Origin of the sequence: Saccharicrinis sp. GN24d3, from assembly GCF_052400645.1 — a bacterium.
In the GTDB taxonomy this organism is placed as follows: Bacteria; Bacteroidota; Bacteroidia; order Bacteroidales; family Marinilabiliaceae; genus Saccharicrinis.
The window spans coordinates 35,301-60,379 of record NZ_JBQTGI010000019.1; the positions used below are offsets into that span (position 1 = coordinate 35,301).

A 25,079-nucleotide genomic window follows, 5' to 3' on the forward strand; every position below is an offset into this window, starting at 1 on the left:
ATTTTTTTAATACTGTATCACTATAACGATTAAGTAATACGAAGAAGTTAGAACTAACAGGATAGAAATCAAATAAGGGACAGGAGCAAGTCCTGTAAAGAAAATAGGAACTTTTAGTTTGCAGCGGATTATTTCAACACTGAAGAAGAGATGGGGAATAGTCGGTTAAAAGTTTTGTGCAAAAGGGAGAAGCACATACTTCAGTTTTTATTCATCGGCGATGGATAAAGCTGGATGTATGTGCTTTTGTGTAATAATTTATTAAACAGTTAATAATGAAGAGAGTTCGTTTCATGATTGTAATGGCTATGGTATTAGCCCTGTTTGCGTGTAGTAAAGAAGAGTCGACAGCCTTAGTGCCACAACCAACCGGAAAATTAGATGCTGAATTGGGAATAGAAGCTGTACCTTTATCCATGGGCAGGGCTTATACAAAAAACTTTAACCGTTACACCAAAGTAACTACCCCCAATGGTGGTGTCATACATATTGTGGCCCAAAGCAATATAACCAACGAACAGATTGTGCGTTGCAGAAGCATTATAGAGCATTACTTGCGCAATTATCCGGGGTCGAAATATGGAAGCGATAAAAGTGCAGTGGGCAACAAGATGGCAGCCAACAAAGCGATATTAACTCTGTTGAATGGGAGTGATGATGGTAAGAATCCTGTTGAAGTGGCTGGCCAGCCATTGTACGAAAACGAGATACAGGTGGAAGGGCAAGCCTGGTATGTGAATCAGAATTATAACAATCATCGGGATGCCGCCTTTGAGGAGATCCTGCACCTGGTACACGATTATGGAATCGGGATCGATGGAAGCAATGGCAGTGTTGGGGCTGCTCCGGAGCTGCAAGCTGAGATCAGGGCTGCCCAGAAAAATGCCTTATCCAATAAGATATGGGGATTAGGAGCCGGGAATGCCAACTGGATTAAAGAACTGACCAAAGAGAACAGCTTGTCGCAGGAGTACCTGGCGTCGGTGGTTGACTCTTATTATGGACTTTGGGGGGCTTGGAAGGGCAATGATAATAAGGGGATGTGGGGGATTTACAAGGCCAAAAACAGGGAGGAGATCGCAAAGGAAGATCCAATGGGCCATGCTGTAATGAACAATAAATTCTTTCACCCCTACCTGACCTATAATGCACGGATTGATGCCGGGTTTGTAGGAACCTTTTCTCTGAAGTTTGATGCTTCGCGACCTTATTCGCACCACTCGCGCTACCTGAAGGATATAACCCTTCTGGGCAATAACGATACGAATGTGCGGGTGAACGAACTGGACAACGACATCACAGGAAATGCCGGTGTCAACACCATCATTTTCTCGGGCAACAAGGACGAATATACCATTACTAATAGTGATGAAGTAGTGACAGTAAAAGATAACACAGTCAATCGCGATGGTAAAAACAGCTTACGAAAGGTGGAGAAATTGCAGTTTGCCGACTTTGATGTAACTCTTTAAAAAGGAGTCTTTTATTTGAATAGTGGAAGTGTAGAATGAAAGTTGTGAAGTATATAAACGGAGAAGAATTCAAGTCGATATTTGAGGAGTATTACAATCCTCTGTGTAATTACGCATTTCGGATTACGGGCAGTGAAGAGGCTGCAGAAGATATCGTTCAGAATCTATTCATTCAATTATGGGAGGAAGATAAACTGGCAGCTGTGGCAAAGCCGGAGCGTTTTCTGTTGCGTAGCACAAAATTTAAGTGCGTCGACTATTTAAGAAAGCAAAATACCTTAAAGGAGGTGTCATGGTTTGGGGAAGTTGATTCTGAATTTGAGGAGCATTCTGATTTGGAAGAAGAGGATGTAGAGCCGTTGTTGAATTATTTTGCTGCTAAACTTCCGACAAAAACACGTGAAGTGTTTTTATTGAGTAGAAAATCAGGGCTTACCTATAGTGAGATAGCCGAGGAAGCCAATATTTCGACGAAAACGGTGGAAGCACACATGAGTAAAGCCCTGAAATTAATGCGAAAACTCTTGAAAGAGCAAGGGTACTTTAATTTACTTTTTTTTATTGTGTGATTAAGTGTCATTTAATCAGTGAATAATAGAATTAAAATTACAATAATAATGTGATTTGAGTTTTTCTTTGATTTCAGACTAAGGGTGTTCCTTTTTTCCTTCGACATATTTATGTAAGCCGATTAAAAATATAGGCTTTACTGAAAATACGGTGATTACCAATAATTAGCCAGCGATAGATAATTTTGAATATAAAATTTGCTTAAACAAATAAAAATGAAAATGTTAACCGATTTGACTAAATTGATTGTAATTGTTCTGGGAATCGTAACAATTACCATTGCCTGTAGTAAAGAAGAAGATGAGCTTGCATTGTTGGAGAAGAAAAAAATCTTCTCCGTTGTTAATGATCAAACGATTCTTTTAAATGGAGTTATTAATTCTAAGTCACTTAATGAATTTAATGAGTTGTATGAGAAAAATCCCGGAGTAAAACAGGTAAACATCCAGCAATGCGATGGTTCCATCAATGATGAAGTAAACCTGGAATTATCTAAACGGGTGCATGAGTTAGGATTAAGCACGCATCTAATGGACAATGGTCAGATTGCTTCAGGAGGTGTTGACTTCTTTTTGGCAGGAATTACCAGAACTGCCGGAAAGAATACTAAAATAGGAGTTCATGCCTGGGCCGATGGAGGCAAAACGGCTAAAGATTTTCCGAAAGGGCATGCTTATCATCAGTCTTATATTGATTATTATAAAGCTATTGGATTTTCAAATAAAGAGGCAGAGGATTTTTATTATTTCACAATTAGAGCTGCACCAGCTGATAAAATTCATTGGATGACAGCAGAAGAGATCGTTTTTTATAAACTTCTGGTTCCAGAATATACTCTAAATCACCTACAAGGTACCTGGTTGCTAACCAACTCAACCGATACAGATCATCTACCAGAAGTTGAAATTATCGATGATGTTTTGAATTTCGGTGCTTTTAAAAAGGTATCAGGTCAATGGAGTCTGTTGGCACCGGATGGGATGAATTCATTTGCGATTACATTAAAGAATAATATCCTGTCAGGTAGGTTGATGTTGTCTAATGGGGCCATCGATCGTTATAGGGCGTTAAATTTAAATAAAGAAATGATTGACTTGGAAGAAGCATGGTCTAAAGAAGAGCGCGAAATATTTCAGGTTTTAAATGTGGATGCAAAGCAGTTGGTAATAAAAGCATTGTCCCGCGATGGACAGTACTATTTTAGTGTAACATTAACTAAAAAGTAGTCATCAAACAATAATAAAGTATAGGGTCGTTGAAATTATTTACGGCTCTTATTTATACTACCTAATTGGGATTCAATCCAAATTTTCGCGTTCAATTGCTCAAAGTTTTTTTCTATTTCAACTAAGGGTATCACTTCCATTTTTCGACATCTCAATATAAAGCATTAAGAGAAGGTGAAATGAATGAATCATACATACTATTATTAAAGCATTTTCTAAGAGAAACAACATCAGAGGAAGAGATGCTTGTTGACGAGTACAAAGAAGTGCACAAAGCCGAATATGAGGTACTCAAAAAGATTTGGTCAACAGGCGGGGGGCAAATCGATGTGAGGCAGTTTGACACCCAAAAGGCTTTGGCCAGGGTAGAACAGGCCGTTACCCAGAGAAATAAACCTCAACCGAAGCTCATTTCGCTCCTGACTCGCTTCAAAAGGGTTGCCGCTGCTATTGTTGTCTGTATTTTATCTGTTACGGCTTATTTGATGGTGGCACACTTCACATCGACAAAAACACTAGTTGTAGATTGTACGATGAGTGGCCCGGAAAACAGTGTGGTTCTCTCTGATGGAACGACAATCTGGCTCAATAAGGGTGCGAAATTAACATATCGACAAACTTTCGGCAGCAAAGAAAGGGTGGTTAGCCTGTCTGGGGAGGCTTTTTTTGAGGTAGCCAAAGATAGCCTGAGACCTTTTACCGTTAAAATGCAAACAGTCGATGTTCGTGTGTTGGGAACTTCCTTTAATATCAAGGATATGGGGAACAAAACAAGCGTAACTGTAGCAACCGGAAAAGTAAGTGTAAAGGCCAATCAGCTGGATAAGTCTGTGGTTCTTATCTCGGGGCAAACGGCGGAAGTAAACCACAATTCTTTAGATTATTTTGATACCAGGAATAAAAACTATTTGGCCTGGAAAACGGGCGTTTTTGTATTCGAAAATACACCATTACCTCAGGTGATAAGGGATTTGAATACTTATTACGATACTAAAATCGAGTCAATACCTTCAGGCGGCAACTCCTGTTTATTAACAGCTAACTTTAACCAAAAGCCATTGGCTGAAATTATTGAAGTGTTGAGTCTTACTTGCGACGTTAATTTCAAAAAAGTAAATAATACCTATTGGATCTCTGTGCAATAGGTGTTCATATCTCTTTTAAATCAATACATTAAGATAGTTAAATCAATGAGAAAGATATCAATAGTAGCAATGCTACTCATTGTGTACAGCCATCTGTATGCCCAAGAAGGAGATAAAATAACGATTTCTTTTGATGATGTTTCAATTGAAACTGCTTTGAAAAAGCTCGATAATCTATTAACGGAGACAGATTTCTCTTATAACAGTAAATTGCCTGCCTTAAAGGGAAAAGTGACCCGATCGTTCCATTCAATGTCATTAGATAGTGTTCTTACCGATTTATTTAAGGGACTTCCGCTCACTTATAAAAAAGTAGGAAGTACCATTGTCATTATCAATAAGAAAAATGAAAAGGAGGATGGAAGGCAAACCGTATCAGGGTTTGTTTATGATAAAACAACCGGAGAGTCACTTATTGGGGCAACTATTTCAACAGCAGACAGAAGGTTGGGAACGGTTACGAACCAGTATGGTTTCTATAGTTTGACTATGGATGAGGAGGTAACAGCAATTACCGTGAATTATCTGGGGTATAAGGAAGAGAACATCCTTACTGCAGGTAAAAAGAGGCTGGATGTGAAGCTTTCACAGGATGTCAATAGTCTGCATGAAGTAGTGGTGCAGTCTGACCGAGCAAGAGAAGAGAAACAGTTTGCCGGAGTTGTCAGTTTAACACCCAAAGAAGTCAAGCAATTGCCTCTTTTTATGGGCGAACCGGACATATTAAAAGCGATACAGCTGCAAAATGGTGTCAAAACGGTGAGTGACGGTGCTTCTTTTTATTATGTGCGAGGCGGAAATTTCGATCAAAACCTCGTGTTAATGGACGAAGCGCCGGTTTACAGTCCCTCGCACATCATGGGACTGGTTTCGGTGATAAACGGTGATGCGATAAAGAATACCAATTTTTATAAAGGGTATTTCCCCGCACAATATTCAGGACGTCTTTCATCCGTTTTAGATATTGCTACAAAAGATGGAAATAGCCAGGCGTTTCAACTTGCCGGAGGCGTTTCAACCATTGGAGCCCGACTCGTGGTCGAGGGGCCTTTGGTAAAGGACAAGGTGAGTTACATGATTTCAGGTAGAAGAAGTTGGATTGACAAAATTATGAAGGGTAAAACTATGGCTTCTCCCGCTTATTATGATGTGAATACCAAGTTACATTGTAAGCTGAATGCCAATAATAAACTGTACTTCTCATTGTATCAAGGGAAAGATAACTTTGCGTCAGATGGGACCGTTTATCGTTCTGATTGGGGAAATACGTTAGCTACAGTTCGCTGGAGTCACATTTTTAATGAAAAGTTGTTTGTTAATACATCCGTCATATATAATCACTTTAAAAGCTTTGTTTCATTTTCGACAACTCAAAATTCATGGGAAACTGAGGTTTCCGAAATCAGGTTGAAGCATCAGTTATCCTATTATCTCAATGATAGAAATACGATAACGGCTGGAATAAAAATTGGGCGTCATATCTTCCAGCCAGGACGGATGAAGGCTTTAGACATTGACTTGGGAAAAAAGCAACTGCAGTCGTTCGATCTCTATGCTTCGCACCAATGGCACATTAGTGAGCTGCTAACCCTAAACTATGGCATCAATCTTAATGTGATAGGAGCATTGGGGAAGACCAATCTGTATACATTGGACCAAGCATGTAAGATTGTCGGTATGGAGAGAAATAAGGGAGGGTTTTACAAAACCTGGATTGGTGTGGAGCCACGTCTGAATCTGCAATATAAGTTCAATCATAAGCATCGTGTGTTTTCTGCTTATTCGCGTATGCAGCAATTTGTTCAGTCCCCTTATCCATATCAGAATGATTTTGATATGCTGAAAATGTGGATACCGGTATCTAATAATGTGAAACCTTTGAAAAGTGATATTTTTTCTGCCGGATATCAATACGGAAGTAAATATTTCAGTTTTAGCTTGGAAGGGTATTATAAGCAAATTCAAAACCAGTTGGATTTTGCAGCCTACCCCGATGTGCAAAGCATTACCTACGAGCAATATTTACGAAGGGGAGGAGCCACATCTTATGGATTTGAAGCGGGGGTGGGGTATAAAACAAATAAAGTAAACCTTAAAATTGACTATTGCTATGCTAAAACACGGGTGAAAGTGCCCGAGATTAATAACGGGCGAGCCTATGATGCAAAATTTGATATTCCACATCAGGTGAATGTGACAGCCTCTTACCAATTTACCAAAAGATGGGGGATTTCTACCTACTGGAAGTATAGCACGGGAAAACCTTACACCTTACCGGTAGGTACTCAGTTATTAAATGGAGGAAGAACCATTGTGCCTTTGTATGGCAATATTCATAATGCCCGCTTTAAAGATTATCATCGCTTGGATGCCATGTTAACCTATCGTCATAAAAAGATAAAAGGCAAATGGCAAGGTACCGTCAATGTGGGGGTTATTAATGCCTATGGCCGGACGAACCCTGTTTCAGTCAGCTATAATTACGAAATTATGGCACTAAAGCCATCCACCGAAACTTTCTATAAATACCTGCCCATGTTATCTTATAATTTTAAATTTTAACGATTATGATGTTCCAAAAATTTAAGATCTTACTTTTTAGCTTTGTTTGGTTGGCACTACTTCTCGCTTCTTGTTCAGATTCGCTGGATTTGACAGATTTTGTAAAAGATTATTCAACATCGGTGAAATACGTTATTGAAGCACAGATAACCACTACTCCATCCAAACACCATGTGATAATCACACGCCCGGCAGGGATCAATAAGCCTCAGGATTTTCAAGGGGTTTCCGGCGCCAAAATCACATTGTCGGATGGGGAAAATACATACCGCTTTAAAGAGCTGCCATCAAAGCATCCCAAATATGTAGTGTTTAATGCGCCGTATAGTGCGAAGTTATCAAAAGGAATTTACGAAAGTGAAACCTATTTTGCCGGAAAAGAAAGTGAGGAGTACACCTTAACGGTTGAAATGGATGGTAAAATGTATACGGCGAAACAAAGCATGCCGGTGGCTGAAGTAATGACTTCGGATGAATTTTCAGTTTTGCAAAATGCCGGTTGGTATACTACCGATGTGTTTGGACAAGCAAAGTCATCCATCTGGAAAACTGGTAGGGCTGCGTATGACGATGTAGAAATCATTTTAGAAGGACGAATGAACTTTCACAAGCGGGCCAGTGTAGATGATCATGGCAGTGCCTGGAAAGAGAAGGACCTGCTGAGCTCAGAGGGGAGCATACTACGGAGATTTACAATGACTTCGGATTATCAAGACTACGTATGGTCCGTTTTGAGTGAGACACGCTTGCAAAGCTTAAATAACGTTCGACCAGTTAGTTTACCTTCAAATTTTGACAGTGATGAGATTGCAGGTTATTTCTCTGCCGTTAGCTGTAAGGAGTATGAGGCTAACCCGAAGTCCTATCAGGCGCGCAATTTAAGCCTGTTTAATTCGAGGAAATCGTTTGGGGTCCAATATGAGAAGGATAAGTATTCTGGAGATGGAAGGATGAAAATTGAGTTTTCACCTTTAGGCGATTGCGAACTGGTGAGTAGTTCCGGGAAGCTATATGGTGCTTATGAAATTTTGAATCACAAACAGATTCTGGTCTATTTTACGGATAAATACCAGGAGGTCCCCTCTGATCTCTATTATTTCTATGATGTGATTATGAAGGGTGCTGAGGTGATTGAGACCGGATTTGGTACAATCTATCGCTCCGGGGTATATGCAGCCATTGAAATTGAAGGTGTAAGTTCGTTAAAAACAGTAGATGATAAAATATGGTCAGCATTATAAATTAAAAACAGAGATATGAATAAGTTAATTGTTGTTATTGTATTTTATTTGATGGCTTTTTTCTATGGAAAAGCACAGACATTAGAAGTAAAAAATGTGCTAGGCGTTTGTATGCTGGAGCAGGATGGCAGAAAATTTAAGTTAAAAGAGATGGAGCCTGTCTTCAAATTCGATCAAGAAGCTATAGGTTTATTGAAAAAGACAAGAAGACAGAAAGTAGGCTTATTTTTCCTTGGTACGGCTGCCGGTTCAGCTGTTGGTATTCCTGTTGGAATGGCTTTGGGAGGTGAAAAAATAGATTGGACCATGCTTGGTGTAGGCCTTGGTCTTTCTGCTATTTCGGTTCCGCTCTATTCTAATTACAACAAACGCATCCGGCAATTGGCTGAATTGTATAATGCCAAAAACTTAAGCGCATCAAAATATTGTTTTCAGCCTCAAATGGAACTGGCGGTAATGAACAATGGGATTGGGATTAAGATAATTTTTTAAAAATCTCTTTTTTACGTTAAGCGTATCTTAATTGCCTAATAGTACAACATGCTTGTATTATTGGGCTATTATAGGTTGCTTCTTTATTGAAAGATGGCTCGCTAATGGAATGATTTCGTTTAGGTTCTAGCTTTTTTCCCTGAAACTATTAATAAGAGTTTGAAGCTTGAATAAGCTAGGTGAGATATGTCATATTTATATTCTCCTGAGAAGTTGTATATTTGATTGCTAAAACGTTTAAGTAGATTCAGTGCAGTTAGTAGTAAAGTGTAATACTACTTGAATTTCACGTTGCGCTGGTGATTGCTGATACATCAGAGATTAAATAATTGATCTATGACCTTTTATCGAATAGTAAAAATTATACAATGGATGATCTTGAGCTGCTAAATGAGGTTACCTTCAGAGATAATGAAGCTGCTTTTAAAGTTATATTTGATAATTTTTATCCGATTTTATTTCTTTTTAGTAAAAGGTTCATTCAGGATCAGGAACTACGTCATGATATTGTGCAGGAAGTGTTTATATCTATATGGGAACAACGAAAGACTTTGGATATTAAAATTTCTTTGCAGAACTATTTAATAGCTTGCTGCCGTAATGCTTGTCTAAATTATTTGCAGCGATATAGTAAGAGGAATAATAACGTGGTGTCCTTGAGTGAGAATCTACCAATATATTGCGAGTCTGTTGAGGATATTTTCTCTGTAGGAGAATTAGTACAGTTGTTGGAAAACGCTTTAGCCAAACTTCCTGATAATTATAGGCGGGTTTATAAAATGAGCCGTTTCGAGAGTAAAAAGAACAGAGAGATTGCTGTGTCTTTAGGTGTTTCTGAAAAAACAGTGGAGAGATATAAGCATAAAGTGGAATCTTTTCTGAGGATAGAACTAAAAGAGTATTTACCGTTACTCCTTTTTTTACCATAAAAATTTTCACATACATAATTAAGTGTAAAATTGTGGTGTTTGTAATGGTCAGATAGCTAGTGTAATATGTAAGTATTGGCATTATTCCTTAAAAAAAGTAATTTTTTGTGTCTGTTTTTGTCATTACTATATGTCTTATTAGTAAACATAGGAAAAGTGAATAATAATAATTGGTCCATAGAGAGTAGTTTGATTCGTTTCTGCAGGGGTACATGCACAGCAAATGAGGCAAAGTGGGTACAAGCAGAAATACAAAAGTATGAAACCTTATCACAACGCATGAGAGAAATTCAGACTGTCATGGCAATTGAAGGGGATATCGAGGAATGTCAGACACTGGATGTTCATAAAGCTTACAAAAATGTTGAGAGAAAAATTAAAAAAACGGGAAAAAATATTTCTGTGATTCGCTTAGCTATGAAATATGCAGCATTTATTGCGTTGCCATTTATCATATTGTCTGCCGTATTAGCATATCGGTATAGTGTGAAGGAAAATCAAGCTGTTAGTTATATGGAAATATTGACTTCACCAGGTACTATTACGCGCTACGAGTTACCTGATAGCTCAGTGGTATGGCTTAATGCTGAAAGTAAGTTGCGTTTTCCTTCCCGTTTTGTTGATAAACAGCGTGAGGTGGAATTATGGGGAGAAGGATATTTTGAGGTGAAAGCTAACCCGGATCGTCCTTTTTATGTGACTACCGGAAATGGTTCTAAAGTATTTGCTTACGGAACAAAATTTAATGTTAATGCCTACTGTGATGATGGTTTTGTTGAAACTGTTCTTGAGACTGGGCATGTGAATGTGATTTCGCCCGGAGGGAATTCAACGGTGGTACTGCAACCTGGTGAGAGTGCCTTATATGATAAAAACGCTAAAATGATGATTGTGAAACCTATAGTTGTGGATGATAAAGTGGCATGGAAAGATGGGAAATTAGTTTTTCGCAATGTGGCTCTCGAGGTTATTCTAAATAAACTAGCTAGGCATTATAATGTGGATATTGTCTTGGAAAATCCTTCTGATAATAACTCTTTATATAGGGCTACTTTTGGTCAGGAAAGTATTTTTCAGATACTTGAGTACCTTAAACTTTCAACACCTCTTGAGTGGACCGTTAGTGCGATAGAAACAAAAGCTGATAGTTCTTTTACTCGGCGATTAATCACAGTTACGTTTAAGGATGATGAAAATTTTTAAGTACAACAACAAATAAAGATTCTGGAAATTGTAATGATGTATTTCTACAATCCAAAAGTATAAATATTAATTGTATAATAATTTATAAGTATGAGAAGTAAAGGGCTTATGAAAAGCTTTGCTGCTATTGTATTGTCGTATAGATACCTAGCGAGGGCAAATAAGTGTGTGATGATAGCTGTTTTATGGATGCTATTTCAAATGTCAGTATGGAGTTCAGTAGTCGAGGATAAGCTGCTGACACTGAGAATGAAAGATGTTACTGTGGAGCAGGTTATCAATAAGGTAGAGCAGATAAGTGACTATACCTTTCTGTTTAATAGTGAGGTGCTGGATGTTAAAAGTAAAGTATCGGTTAATTGGCAGGGAAAAGGAATTAGAGAGGCATTGGCTAGTTTGTTTGAGGGATCTTATGTGCAATATGTTATATCGGGGAATCAAATTGTCTTATCTAAAAAGAAAAAGCAGCGGAAGGAAGTTAAGCTTCAACGTGGTTTTGTTCAGGGTCTTATAACGGATGAAAAAGGGGAACCTATTATAGGGGTAACAATCGTTGTTAAAGATAATTTGTCAGTAGGTACAATTAGTGATTTCAATGGGCATTTTCGCTTAGATATTACAGATCCTAATGTCTTGTTAAAGGTTTCGTTTATAGGTTTTAAACCAATGGTTATTGAACCTGATTTTGCAAAGGATATGAGGATTGTACTAAAAAGTGATACTGAAAATCTCGAGGAGATTGTTGTGACAGCTATGGGGATTGAACGAAAAGCTAAATCACTAACTTATTCTACTCAAACAATTAAGAATAAGGAGTTAACACGAGCCAAGAATACCAATTTCATGAATTCCTTGCAAGGTAAGTCAGCAGGGTTGACTATAACACCTAACTCTTCTGGTGCGGGTGGTGGTAGTTCTAAGATATTGCTACGTGGGCAAAGCTCTATGCTTGGTAATAACCAACCTCTGATTGTTTTGGATGGTATTCCCTTGTCAAACGGTATGTCAGGACAAACGCAGAGTCTGCAATATAGTGGAGCCTCTGATGGTGGCGATCTGCTTTCAACCATTAATCCAGATGATATCGCAAGCATGTCTATCCTTAAGGGAGCTAACGCCGCAGCTTTATATGGTAGTGCTGCCAATAATGGGGTAATACTTATAACAACAAAAAGTGGACGCGAGGGAAAACCGAGGGTTGATGTATCAAGCAGTGTAACGGTTGAGTCTCCGCTTATTTTACCAGAATTACAGAAAGAATATGGTGGTAATATAAGTAATGGTTACAAGATGAACTTTGATGGATGGGGTAAAAAAATAAGTGAATTTACTGACGAAGAGATAAATAGATTGCCCTATGCCACCCGCAATACCCGCGATAACATCAAAGATTTTTTTGTGTTGGGGTTAACTTGTAACAATAGTGTCTCTATTAACGCTGGAACGGAGTTTAATAAGTCCTACTTTTCATATGGTAACACTTATCAGCAAGGATTAACACCAAACAATAAGTTTAACAGGCATAACATCCTGTTTAAGCAATCATTTGCGATTCTGAACAAAAAACTGAAGCTTGATCTGTCGATAAACTACATCCATCAGAAAACAGAAAATACGCCTTCTATAGGTAAAGGTCTGAACCCTCTTTATGGCTTGTACCGCACACCGGCTAATATTGATATGCGTTATTTTAAAAATAACTATCAACATATTGCCCGAGCTGATGACGATATGGTGTTGGGTAATCCAGCAAGTACGAATAAAAAATTAGAAGGTCATAACGTGCAGTCATGGCCATGGTTCACTCAGCATAACAATAATCCTTTCTGGATGATTAATAAACGTGATGGTGAACTGGTTAAAGATCGTGTTCTTAGTTCTGTTACGGCTAATGCAGATATCGTGAAAGAGGTGTTGTCAGTACAGGGTCGATTGAGCATTGATAGTAAGATGAACAAGTCGAAGGCCGAGGAATACGCCACACTTAATCGTGAGACACGTGGTTTAGGCGGGAAATATTTCACGGGTCGTGGCAAGCGTAGTGATGTGTTTGCCGATATATTGACAACCTTGAATAAAAAAGTAAATGGTAATATAGAGATAAATACAACCGTAGGAGCCAGTACTAAAAGAATTAAGGACAGGTACTTTGGTGTGACTAATCCTATTGATACCGCAGCTATGCCCAATGTATTTGTGCCCCAAAACAACAGGCGCAATTTAATAGAATCATCCGCAGCAGCATACGAAACATGGAGTAGTGACTGGGAGGCTGCTGTGTTTGCAACGGCACAGTTAGGTTATAAGGATATGGCCTATATCGATATGAGCTTCCGTAACGATTGGGCAAAGGCATTTCAGCAGTTTGCCGATAAGGGTAAGTATAAGAGTTTTCCTTATTTTTCTTTTGGTGCAAATATGCAGTTGCAGCAAATAGTTCCAAAGTTAAAAAGATATGTCAATTATTTAAAGTTGCGTGCTTCCTATAGTGAAGTGGGTAATTCTATCCCCAACTCTATTTACAGGGCTCAGAATATCGATTTTGGCACTGGTGCTATCTCAGCCCGAGCTCCATCTTTTGATAATCCAAAGCCTGAAACCACAAAAGCTATTGAATTTGGAATGGAAGGGGCTGTATTGAATAATAAGCTGGACTTTGATATAGCATTGTATCAAACCACCATGGAAAATCAATTCTTACGTTATTCTACTCCATCAGGGCAGCTTAAGCCTATTAATTCTGGAAAAGTTCAAAATAGAGGGCTGGAGGTTTCGATTGGTTACATGGTTTTTAATAATAATAATTGGCGATGGAAGTCAGGTCTTAATTTTTCATACAACGATAACACAATACTGTCTACTTACAAGCCGGCTAATGGCACAGCTCAGAAAATAGAGCTCGGAGATGCAGCATTTAAGATTAAATTTATTGAAGGTGGATCCTTCGGTGATCTATATGTTAATTCGTTTATGAAAGACGATAAGGGGCATATTCAGATTGATTCGCAGGGAGCACCCATGATGGCCACTGGAACATTCGAAACTTTCGTTGGAAATGCAACGGCTAAAATGAACTTTGGGTGGAACAATACGCTGGCTTATAAGAATTTTAATTTTTATATGCTGATAGACGGTAAAGTTGGTGGCAAAGTAATGTCCCTTACCGAAGCCGACCTCGATCGCTTTGGATTGTCACAGCGGACGGCTGATGCTCGTAACAAGGGAGGTAAAGTGACCCTGCCTGATGGAACAGGGAGACAAGTAGATGCTAAGGCGTACTATTCTAAAATTGGTGAAAACCCGATGGAGGATTACGTTTATGATGCCACGAATTTGCGTTTCAGGGAATTGTCTCTGGGGTACTCCTTACGTGACTTGCTGGGCGCAAATAAAGATGTTAGTATTTCTCTTGTTGCACGAAATATTGGGTTTTTATATAAAGATGCACCGATAGATCCGGATATTTCTATGTCCTCGGCCAATGGTTTTGGCGGTATCGATGTTTATGCCTTGCCAGCAACAAGAACTTTGGGTGTGAATGTTAAGCTTACATTTTAGAGGGATATGTTAGGTAGCTAATTCTATAAATTAATATAACGAAAATGAAAATATTTCATCAAATAAGGATTTTAAATAAGGAAGGAATGTTGCTAACGAGTATAAATTCAAACAAGGAGAAAGTTCCTGTTGGGTCGTTCATTGGATTGGCTGTTATGTGTCTTGTTTTGTTCATTACCGCTTGTGGTCCACTTGAGGATAATGACTACCCATGGCTAATAGTGGATGAAAATCAAGATGGGGATGATACTGATGGAGGTAAGGCAGAAGTTACCCTTAAGGTCATGGAAGGTGAATTGCTTGAAGGGATGAAGTACATGCTTAACTATCAGAAGCACTCGTACCAGTATATGCGGGCTAATAGCATAGATTCTTATGCAGGCTATATGACTGTTAGCCAAAATAACTTTATCTATGGCGGGCCATTGCCTACTACCTATACCTTTCCTAATCCGTATCTTGGAGGACCTATGGGTGCCAGTTTAAAATTGTTTCCACAGCTCTATAATGCGTACATGTATGCAGAGCAATTAGGTGTACCCGAGTGGAAAGCCATTGCTGAAATCATGTATGCCTACAGTATGCATGAGATTATCGACATATATGGTGCAGTACCTTTTGATGACTTACGCAATTTGAAGGAGAATCCGCCCATCAATTATGAGTCAGCTGAGAAGGTATACTTTAAAATATTTGATGAATTGGAAGAAGCCATTAAAGTGTTGAAAGAGCGTGCTCCCACGTCGTATGATCTTGCTAAGATTGAAGGTGTACAAGGAGGATTATCTCAGGGTAAATGGCAGCTATGGGTTAAGTTTGCAAACGCTATCCGTCTTAGGATGGCAATGAATATGGTAAAGGTTAAGCCTGCTAAGGCACAGGAGATTGCAGAGTCAGCTGTAAATGATGAAATAGGAGTTCTTCAGTATACTGATATTGCTTATACCGATGAGAACAGTGGTAAGCAAAATCATCCATTGTACGACATTTCAGCTGGTTGGGATGATCTGCGACTAGGTGGCTCGCTTGAAAATATATTAAAGCATTTCAACAATCCACTTATTGGTGTTTGGTTCACAAAAAATAGTTCGCCGATATATAGCAAAGAGGGTAATTCAACAGGTTTTGAAGTTGGAGCCGATTATTTTGGTATCCGTCAGGGAGTTCCTATGATCGATAAATCCAATAAAACACAAGGGTATGGAATGTACTCCTATTTTAAAGTGGCCACTTTTCCGCGCTCTTTGTTAAAAGTCTCTGAAGTTTTGTTTCTACGAGCCGAAGGAGCCTTGCGAGGTTGGAATATGGGCGGCGATGCAAAATCTTTGTATGAAGAAGGAATTAAACGATCGTTTGATGAAAATGGGATTGGTAATCAATACGAAGCTTATGTAGCTCAAGACAAACTTCCTGTGGTCGATTATGTTGATCCTTATGACCAGGCCAATAATATTGAAGGAAGAGTGAGCATCGGTGTGAAGTGGAACGATATAGACACGAAGGAGCTCAAACTTGAAAAAATTATCACACAAAAATATATTGCCAATTTTGGTATGGGGGCAGAGGCATGGACGACATTTCGTCGAACAGGTTACCCCCGTCTGTTTCCTGTACGGATTAATAACTGGCCTGGTGTGGATACAGAATTGCAACTGCGCCGCATTCCTTACATTCAAACCGATAACAATGCTGCTGACATAGCTACTTCGCTTATCCCGGCACTCGGAGGTTCTAATGAGGGTGGACAACGTATCTGGTGGGATGTCGCAACCGAAGATTATAACAATGGAAAGGTTGTGCCCCGTAACTTTTAATTAGGAGCTTCATGTATTTTGAAATGAAAAACTATTGGAAAATGAAAAATGGATTATTGAATAAATTTTTTTCCCCTCTGCTGCTTATTCTTGTATTACTTGTAGGGTGCAAAGAAGAGGAAGAGGTATATATCACCATAAATAAGCTAAATTCTACAGTGGAGCTTAATCAAACGCTTAAGCTTGAGGCTGAGGTGTCCGGTGCAGGTGCTGCAGGAATGAGTAAGTTGATTACATGGTCAAGTAGTAATGCCGAGTATATTACTATTGATGAGAACGGGCTTGCAAAGGGTTTGCAATTAACGCCTAAAACAGATAATGTGCTGATAAAAGCGCAATTGCCAGGAGGTAAATATGCGACAGCAATAATGCGTGTTATTCCTCAGAACCCTAAACCGAATACCTTACTTATTAATGTTAAGGATTACTATTTAAGGCCTGAGTCGGCTGATACTATAATAACAGCCGTGATAGTACCTATAGATCTTACAAAAACCTACGATGCAAAATGGACTATTGATAAGCCTGAGGTGGCTGTTATTAAATCGTTCAGTAAAGAAGAAGGGAAACTAAAAGTTGTTATCTCACCTAAGGCTGAGGGGGTGGCTAAGTTAACTGTAACAATGGGAACTAAACAAGCGACCTGCACGCTACATGTGGGGCCTTTGGCTGAGCTGTCGTGGAAGGAACGCAGTAAGATCGGTTTTATACAGAAAACCATGTTCCCGGGCACAACCTTGGTTTTGGATGCCTACGCAAGCGTGAAACCCGATGATGATGCCACGCTGGAATCTATTCAATATGATTGGAGTATGGAAGGCTCTGGTGCGATTCTTAAAAATATTCACTTAGATGCTGCCCATAAGCACATACAACATGCCACAGTGGTGGCTGGGGATATACCGGCTAAATTAAAGGTTTTTATTGCAGTTAACAGTAGTAAGATAACAGCGGAGATTAATATCCGTAATCGCTATAATGTTGAAAGTGTAGAGATAACGCCTGCCGAAAAGGAGATGTCATCTGGTGATAGTTATAAACCGGAGATGCGTATTTTACCAGGTAAGGCTCAAGACGATTGGATCGACCTAGTACAATGGTCTTCATCGAATACCTCGGTGGCTACCGTGGATGCTATGGGTAGTATAAAGGCACTTGCACCAGGTACAGCTGATATCAGTGCGACCGTTAATGGTAAAGCCGGTACAATCAAGTTAACCGTGAAAGCGAGTGTTGACAAAATATTGTTGAGCAGCGGACAAACTATGCTTATGGCTGGTGATATTACCAAATGGAATGCAAAAATATTACCTGAAGTTGCGCAGGATGCTTTTAATGTATCATGGAGTTCAGCTGATGAAAGTATTGCCTTGGTGAATGATAAAGGTGAAATAACAGCAGTGTCAGCCGGTAAGGTGATGATAAAAGCCCTGGCAGGTGGCAAAGAGGCTACGCGTGAAGTGACGGTAGTAGACGCAGAAAGTAATGTATCGGTTACAGATGGTACTATCAAAGATGCCCTCTACGCCTTCGGAGGTGGAAATCTCGAACTTATGCTAGATACCAAGTCGGGTAAAAATTACACCTTGGCTACTCCTCTTACCAGCGTAGCTAACGGAACGTACTCCTTTAATACAGGTAGATTAACGTGGCGTCATCACAGTAATTATAGTTTGTCGCCAGTTAAGGGTACAGTTACAATTAGTAATGGAACTGATGGGAAACGTATGCTTGTAAATGCCGAAGTGCAACGAAGCAACGGTACTGCGGTGAAGGTGTCGTTTAATGTTGATGCGTTTGACCTTGACGATCTTTAGAAATATTGCAGAGCTATCATATTGATTTCGATACGATAGCTCTTTATATATAGTTTTAATTATTTTAATTTAATTTCTATGAAGAAGTTTAACCTTAGAGCAGTATTGTTTACTGCATTAGTGGGGATTGGAATAAGTGCTCTGGCACAAATTCCCAAGCACCCGAATTACATTAAAGAAGGTGGCAAAACTGAAAAGTTCTACGATCTTTACAAGGCATGGACACCAGGCCAGCCTTATTCGGTGACAGAGGCCGACGATGATGAGTTTTTTATTTCGCGCGTAAAACCTAAAGAGCGTTTTACCAATGCCCAAACACAGGTCAATCAGAGCATGGATCCGGCGCGTAAACTGCTATGGTGGGTACCCATTGGTGAAGGTAACCATGGTTGGAATGCCAAGCCGGCTTATTATTTCGACTCGGAGGCATTCAATATGTGGAACTACATCGACAAGTACGGTAACTGGACAGCTGCTTATATTCGTTGTCCTGCCGCTTTCTTAGATGCCGCCCACAAAAACGGGGTGCTTACCTCTGTAAATGCCAATGTTGGATGGGCAGCTAGCGTGTCGGCTACGGATAAAGGTCATGGTCAAAATTTCCAGGCGCTGATAGATGGCAAGGCCGAAAAAATGCTGCAGTTCTGCCGTTACTACGGGGTAGATGGTATTGGTCTTAACTCGGAGTTTAATTTCTCAGATCCGGCTCAAAGTATTGCCTTTAATGGTCTTTTGAAAGATGCAAGCGCTCAAAAAGATGCTGCTAACTGGCCGTCATTTGGATCTGTATGGTACAACCTGATGACTAATGCAGGACGTGTTGGCGGGAGCTCAACTGTTCTGAATGATGGTAATAAGGATTGGTTTTATAAGGGCGGAGATGTTAATAAATATTTCTTTCTTAATTACGGATGGGAAACATCAGCCTTACAAAGTTCTGAGGCAAAAGCTAACGAATTGGGACGTGATTCCTACGATGTATATGCCGGTATGGATATGCAAGCTAGTAGCCCCCAGTCATGGTCTGCCTTAAAGGATCGTAAGATATCAATCGGTATCTGGGGGGCTCATAACATGAATATGCTTTATGAAACTCGTGCAGAGAAAGGATCCGATCCATTGGTACAGCAAAATACCTATATGGCACGTAGCGAAGGCTTTTTTACAGGAGCTACGCGCAATCCGGCTAATACGCCAGACATAAGTTCTAACTTTGGTTATACATTGGATGCCCTTAAGTCGTTTCACGGCATTTCTAAGTTTATTACGGCACGTAGTGTGTTACAGGGAGATTTAGCAACCAATCCTTTTGTAACCTACTTTAACCTGGGTAATGGTACATTCTTTAATATTAATGGTGTAACGGCTAATGCAGGCGAGTGGTATAACATTGGTATTCAGGATTACCTGCCTACATGGCGCTGGTGGTTAAGCGCTTCTTTTATGGGGAACGATGTAGTTGATGGACTCAAGGCTAATTTTACATGGAACGATGCCTGGTTCGGTGGTTCTTGTCTTGAAGTTTCAGGTGAAACCAGCAGCGAGTTTTTGCACTTGTTTAAAACAAAGTATCCAATGCAGGATGGCGACAAAGTAACGGTACGTTATAAGTTGCTTAGTGGAAATGCTTCCCTTAAGTTGGCCGGTTCTGTTGAAGGTGATGACAAAACTGCAATTATTCCTCGTTCGTCTTTATTAAAGACAAGTGATGCTGCTGATGATGTTTGGGTTGAAAAAACAATTAGTGTTGGTAGTGGAATCCGCGATTTTAACGTTGGTGGTAAAACGCTTGCCATGTTGGCACTTCAGATCAACGATGCAAGTGCAGACTTTAAGATTCTTATTGGTGAGGTCAAAATAGCTCGCTCGGAAAGTGTTACACCGGATATACCTCTTGTGAAAAAGAATAAGTTGTTGGCACTGAATCATAAAGGCTTTGATTTTAAGCTAATTTATGCAATGAACAGTACGATTTCGGATCCTGCAACTCCTGTTTACAATGACGATGTTAAAACGTGGTATTATAAGGTCTATTCACAGCAGGAAGGCGAAAGTGTTGAGTTTTGTACAGCTACCACTTCGTGGGCTGCTTATATGGTTGCTGCTGCTCATAATAAAGCAGGAAGTAACAAAGTTCGCTTAGGTGTTTCTGCAGTATCTCTTGATGGTAATAGCGAATCAGACATTGCCTGGGGAGAGTACATGGAGTTGCCGACACCAACCATTGAGGAAGGTATTGTTGTAAGTAAGAATATTATTAAGCCGGAGGAAGATTTTGAGGTAAGATTTTTGGATTTTTACCACCCGGCAGCCAAAAAATGGGAAATTCGTTCGCAGGTAACAGGTAATATTATTGTTACAGAAGAGAATGTGAAGGAGTTTACAGCTAAAATAACAGCCATTGGAATATACGATGTAATTGTAACCCTAGCTGATGATAGTAAGAAAGAGTACAAGGCTCTGATACAGATTTCTCCGCAGGAAGTGGGTGCATTACCAGAGATTAAAACTTTAACAGCTAATGGGAGTGCTGATCCTGTTACCATTACAGTAAACGATGCTGTTAACTTTGCATATACTGGTCGCAAAGCCGACGGTGTTGTATCACGAGGTATTGATCTTAAGGAGCAACCTTTTATTCTTCCGGTAAGTACATTGGGTCTTAATGACGGTGAGGATTTTTCACTTGCCTTCTGGTTTAAATCTCGAAATTTTAAACCGCTTGCTACGGGTACTGCCTTGATGAATATTAAGGATCCAACAGCTGGCTGGCCTCAAAATAATTGGGGAATGACCATGGGGTATGTTGATGGTCGTACAGAACAGCCGAATTGGTTTAGAACGCACATTGGCAATTACTATGGGGATGCAACCATGAGTGGTTATTCAACTACCATCGAGCCGAATATATGGTTTCATGTAGTATATGTTTATGATTATCAATCGGATGGAGGATTAACTTTCTCTGCTTATGTTAATGGTAAACAGGTGCTTACAAGTGCCATGGGATCAAACATTAGTAGCTTATCTCGCAATACAAATATTACTATCGGTTGTCCTTCTGCTGATTTGGCCGGTCTCGATGGAATTATTGATGAGGTACAGTATTATTCGAAAGCAATTAATGCTGAGGAGGTAAAAACCAGTATGGCTCATATTGAGGCTGCGGATATACCCGATGCACTTAAAGGATACTGGGATTTTGAATCTGATGTAGATCCAACTACTAAGAACTTTGCGAATAGTGGTAAAGATGCAACTTGTGTAGCTTATTATGGAGTACCTATCCCGGGTACGAATGAGGGTGAGGTAACTGGCTTTACAAAAGAAGATCCTAACTATATTCCTGGTGCACCATTTATCCCGGGCTCGGTATACAAAGTTACAACAACTGCAGAATGGAAGCTGGGCGAAGGTGGTGCACTTGTGTCATCTAGCGGAAGCGATGAGGCTGGTGTAGCAGAGGTGAAATATAGTACTACGGGTGATAAAGTGGCGACTCTTACGCTGACCAACGGTTGGGGTAGCGCAACTAAAACCTTTAGCTATGTGCGCGTAGAAGATACTTCAACCGCTATTGATGACATGGCAACAGAGATGGATTTTGAAGCCTATCCTAATCCATTTAAGGATGAGGTGAATGTGCAATTTTCCAAGGAAGGAGATTATACTGTTGATGTATATAATTTATTAGGTCAGCATATATATTCGCAATTGGTTTCTGTTACTAACGATCAATTTGTACGTATTAATGTCAACGCTCCTAAGGGAACTTTCCTGCTGCGTATTCTAAAGGATAATAAGACCGTAAAGGTAATTAAAGTGATTAAAAAATAAAGTGAGAGCATATTGGATTGATCTTATACTTATTAAAGTATAACTTATAGGCAGCCTTAGGGATATATAATATCTTTAAGGCTGCTTTTTTTTTATGGAAATCAGTAATTTTTAGCAAACGATTTTTAGATGTCACGATCAAAGAGAGTCTCCATTACCTAGGATTGAGAATGTTAAAACTTCGCTTTTTTTTTCTACTTGATGATAATATACTATATTTGAATCGCTATAACGTTTTAGCGGTTTAAAAAATAGGAAATGAGAATAAGTTTTTTTGTAGGTCTGTTGGTAATCTGTTTGTTCTTGCAGGGGTGTAATTCTGTTATTAATGTCTATACCGATGTTTTGGGCGTGAATCAAATGGCACAGTCGAAATCTGATTGGCAAGCCCACATGTTTAGCAGTTACGACCGCAAGGGTGGAAACGATGATGGATTTGCAGGTACTTATTCTAAACTTCGTCTTGAAGACGGAAATAGTGTGTTGGCAGAAACTACTGGAGCCGGATATGTAAGTAGAATTTGGTTTACCCATTCTGAGCACAAAAAAGATGGACTTCTAGAGTTAAAAGGTGAGCATATTAAAATCTATATAGATGATAAAATTACTCCTGTCATAGATATTCCACTAGAAAATATTTTTATAGGAGCAGAACCTGGATTTCCTTTAGGTCTTGTTGGAAAAGGTTTGGGAGGTTGGTATTGCAATGTGCCTATTCCTTTTGCAAAATATTGTCGTATTGAAGTGGAAGGAGATGGCGTTAAATTTTATCAAATAAATGTTCAAAAGTACACTGGAGATAAAATAATACAAACCTATTCATCTAGATCTATTCAAAAAACAAATCAACTCCTTGAAGAATTTGGAAAAAACTTGTTAAATGGGTTTGTAAATAAAAGTGATTTTACGAATGAATACTCAATGAATATTTCTGCTTCTGGAAAAAAAGTTTTGGAAATTGAAAAGGAATCAGGTCAAATAAATCAATTGTGTATTGAGACATCGTCGGATAATTTAAAGAGCTTGTTAAAAAGCCAACTTAAAATATATTTTGACGATAAAAAACAGCCATCTATTGACTTACCTATTAATATGTTTTTCATCATTCCAAATGAAAAAAAATTACAACATTCATTATATGCCGGGTATAAGGACGGAAAATTGTTTAATAAATTGCCTATGCCTTTTTCCAAAAAAGCGAGAATTGAAATTGTAGCTGATGATGAAGATTTAAAATTGAAAGTTAGTTATTCAATTAGTAAACAGACATACACAACAGAAAATTATTTAACTACTTTTTATAATGAAGAGTTACCAGCAAAAAATAAGGATAAATCCTTTTTGTGGCTCGATACTAGAGGAGAAGGTCATTATGTAGGAACATTTTTAATGACTGAAGCCAAGACACATGGAATTGAAAACTTACCTGTTTGGTTAGAAGGAGATGAGGTTTTTGTTTGTGATGGTGAAATGAGGAGTCATGGTACAGGAACAGAAGATTATTTTAACTGTGGTTGGTATGGTGTTGAAGGACGTTTGATTAAGTCGGGGAGTTTTCCACTTCACGGATTTCCTGAATATGAAATGAATGAAATAGGAAAAGCATCAGCATATCGCTGGCATTTATTGGATCCAATTCCTTTTAAAGATTCCATTCAGGTCACTGTGGAACATGGAACCAATAATATCAATGAAGCAAATTATAAAAGTGCCGCCTTTTACTATTTGAAGAATAAGAAATACTAATAAAATGAATAAACTACTTCTCTCGCTACTGGTGGTGTTTTAGGAGACAACGCACTTTGTGCATCGAATCCAGATACGTATCAGTTTTTAGAAGATGTTTTAGGAGAAGTGATGGATTTGTTTCCTCTAAATTATATTCATATTGGTGGAGATGAATGCAACAAAACTGGCTGGCACAACCACAAACAGTGTCAGAGATTTATAAAGGAAAAAGGCTTAAAAAACGGGCATGGACTGCAAAGTTATCTCATTAAGCAGGTTGAAAAAATGGTGAATGCCAAAGGAAAAAATCTGATAGGCTGGAACGAAATTCTGGAAGGCGGTTTGGCTCCTAATGCCACTGTAATGTCGTGGCAAGGGGAAAAAGGAGGGATTGTTGCTGCCAAAGCAGGGCACAATGTTATTATGACTCCAATGGAATATAATTACCTGGATTTAAAACAAGGACAATCCGAATCGGAACCGAACATAGGTTACTCGGAAGCCCTGTTATCAACTTGTTATAACTATAAGGTAATTCCAGAGGGGCTTAATGAAGAAGAAGCCGATAGAATTATGGGGATTCAGGGAAATCTCTGGACCGAGTCTATCTCAGACTGGAGCAAAGTCACCTATATGACATTTCCCCGCCTATTTGCAGTAGCAGAAAATGCCTGGACTTCAGAAAACGCTCAAAGTTTTGATGACTTTGTTGAACGTTTGCAAGCTCAACTAAGAAAGATGGATGCCAAAGGTATTCGTTATGCTAAAAGTGCTTTTAATCCGTGGATTCATCAAAAAGGAAATGGTAAATCTATTGAAATAACTTTGGAGTCGGAACTTAATTCACCTGAAATTAGGTATACGCTGGATGGTTCTGAGCCAACAGAAAATAGTATGTTATACTCAGCGCCTTTTACTCTAACGGAAACAAAAACGATTAAAACTGCTATTTTTAAGAATGGGAAACGATTGGGAGATATCATTGAAAATACTTTTCCTATCCATAAAGCTGCAGGAGCAAAGGTAGTGTACAATCATCCATTTTCAGCCGGAGATAAAGCTGCAAAAGAACTGGCACTGACAGATCTGAATTATGGTCAGATTGAAGTTGATGGTGACAAAAACTGGCAAGGTTTCTATGATGATTTTGATGTAATAATTGAATTGGATCACCCAACTGATATTGAAGAAGTCGTAATTAATACCCTGCGATTAACCATTTTTGGCATTTATCCTCCGATGCAAATAGAGGTTTATGGTTCGACCGATGGAAAAAACTTTACTAAATTAGGCGATACAGAGCTATCTGATAAAGCATTTATTCAGGGAAGAAATAGAATTATTAGTAAGATTTCATGTTCGGGCAGCGGTTTAACAAAAATCAGGGTGAAAGCTAAATTAGTCGATTTAATCCCCGAAGGCCATCATAAGGCTGGAAACAAAGCTTATTTGAAGATTGATGAAATAATCATATTATAAAAAAAT

General features: G+C 39.0%; 15 protein-coding genes and 1 pseudogene. All 16 read left to right on the forward strand.

The genetic code is table 11. From position 1 onward, the window contains the following. Positions 1-275: 275 nt before the first annotated feature. The 16 genes and pseudogenes from ACT29I_RS19870 to ACT29I_RS19945 all read left to right on the forward strand — a co-directional run bounded on the left by ACT29I_RS19870 (position 276) and on the right by ACT29I_RS19945 (position 25,073). Positions 276-1,472 carry a hypothetical protein gene (locus ACT29I_RS19870; RefSeq protein ID WP_444794214.1) on the forward strand — a complete coding sequence of 399 codons (1,197 nt, stop codon included), beginning with the start codon at positions 276-278 and terminating at the stop codon, positions 1,470-1,472. 44 nt (positions 1,473-1,516) lie between these two features. Further along, positions 1,517-2,041: an RNA polymerase sigma-70 factor gene (locus ACT29I_RS19875; RefSeq protein WP_444794215.1), complete on the forward strand. Its 525-nt coding sequence runs from the start codon at positions 1,517-1,519 to the stop codon at positions 2,039-2,041. 216 nt (positions 2,042-2,257) lie between these two features. Beyond that, positions 2,258-3,268 carry a hypothetical protein gene (locus tag ACT29I_RS19880; protein WP_444794216.1) on the forward strand — a complete coding sequence of 337 codons (1,011 nt, stop codon included), beginning with the start codon at positions 2,258-2,260 and terminating at the stop codon, positions 3,266-3,268. Between the two features lie 179 nt (positions 3,269-3,447). Continuing rightward, positions 3,448-4,413, forward strand: a complete 966-nt coding sequence (locus tag ACT29I_RS19885) for a FecR family protein (protein ID WP_444794217.1) — start codon at positions 3,448-3,450, stop codon at positions 4,411-4,413. Between the two features lie 45 nt (positions 4,414-4,458). Then, entirely contained in the window at positions 4,459-6,975 is a 2,517-nt protein-coding gene (locus tag ACT29I_RS19890) for a TonB-dependent receptor domain-containing protein (protein WP_444794218.1), read from the forward strand. A 5-nt stretch (positions 6,976-6,980) separates the two neighbouring features. Then, complete coding sequence (locus tag ACT29I_RS19895; protein WP_444794219.1) at positions 6,981-8,216, forward strand: DUF4249 family protein; 1,236 nt, start codon at positions 6,981-6,983, stop codon at positions 8,214-8,216. Between the two features lie 15 nt (positions 8,217-8,231). Continuing rightward, entirely contained in the window at positions 8,232-8,708 is a 477-nt protein-coding gene (locus ACT29I_RS19900; protein ID WP_444794220.1) for a hypothetical protein, read from the forward strand. A gap of 368 nt (positions 8,709-9,076) precedes the next feature. After that, positions 9,077-9,637: an RNA polymerase sigma-70 factor gene (locus ACT29I_RS19905; RefSeq protein ID WP_444794221.1), complete on the forward strand. Its 561-nt coding sequence runs from the start codon at positions 9,077-9,079 to the stop codon at positions 9,635-9,637. 156 nt (positions 9,638-9,793) lie between these two features. After that, complete coding sequence (locus tag ACT29I_RS19910) at positions 9,794-10,840, forward strand: FecR family protein (RefSeq protein ID WP_444794222.1); 1,047 nt, start codon at positions 9,794-9,796, stop codon at positions 10,838-10,840. A gap of 90 nt (positions 10,841-10,930) precedes the next feature. Next, entirely contained in the window at positions 10,931-14,398 is a 3,468-nt protein-coding gene (locus ACT29I_RS19915; RefSeq protein ID WP_444794223.1) for a SusC/RagA family TonB-linked outer membrane protein, read from the forward strand. A 44-nt stretch (positions 14,399-14,442) separates the two neighbouring features. After that, entirely contained in the window at positions 14,443-16,212 is a 1,770-nt protein-coding gene (locus ACT29I_RS19920; protein ID WP_444794224.1) for a SusD/RagB family nutrient-binding outer membrane lipoprotein, read from the forward strand. Between the two features lie 41 nt (positions 16,213-16,253). Then, positions 16,254-18,029, forward strand: coding sequence for an Ig-like domain-containing protein (locus tag ACT29I_RS19925; protein WP_444794225.1), 1,776 nt, complete (start codon positions 16,254-16,256; stop codon positions 18,027-18,029). Positions 18,030-18,107: 78 nt separating this feature from the next. Further along, positions 18,108-21,866, forward strand: coding sequence for an endo-beta-N-acetylglucosaminidase (locus ACT29I_RS19930; protein ID WP_444794226.1), 3,759 nt, complete (start codon positions 18,108-18,110; stop codon positions 21,864-21,866). A gap of 258 nt (positions 21,867-22,124) precedes the next feature. Beyond that, the gene (locus ACT29I_RS19935; protein ID WP_444794227.1) at positions 22,125-23,612 is read left to right on the forward strand and encodes a DUF2961 domain-containing protein; all 1,488 of its coding nucleotides are present in this window, start codon (positions 22,125-22,127) and stop codon (positions 23,610-23,612) included. A 57-nt stretch (positions 23,613-23,669) separates the two neighbouring features. Next, positions 23,670-24,263: pseudogene (locus ACT29I_RS19940) on the forward strand (family 20 glycosylhydrolase); the annotation flags it as partial. A gap of 69 nt (positions 24,264-24,332) precedes the next feature. Beyond that, the gene (locus ACT29I_RS19945; protein ID WP_444794252.1) at positions 24,333-25,073 is read left to right on the forward strand and encodes an FN3 associated domain-containing protein; all 741 of its coding nucleotides are present in this window, start codon (positions 24,333-24,335) and stop codon (positions 25,071-25,073) included. The last annotated feature ends 6 nt before the right edge of the window (positions 25,074-25,079 follow it).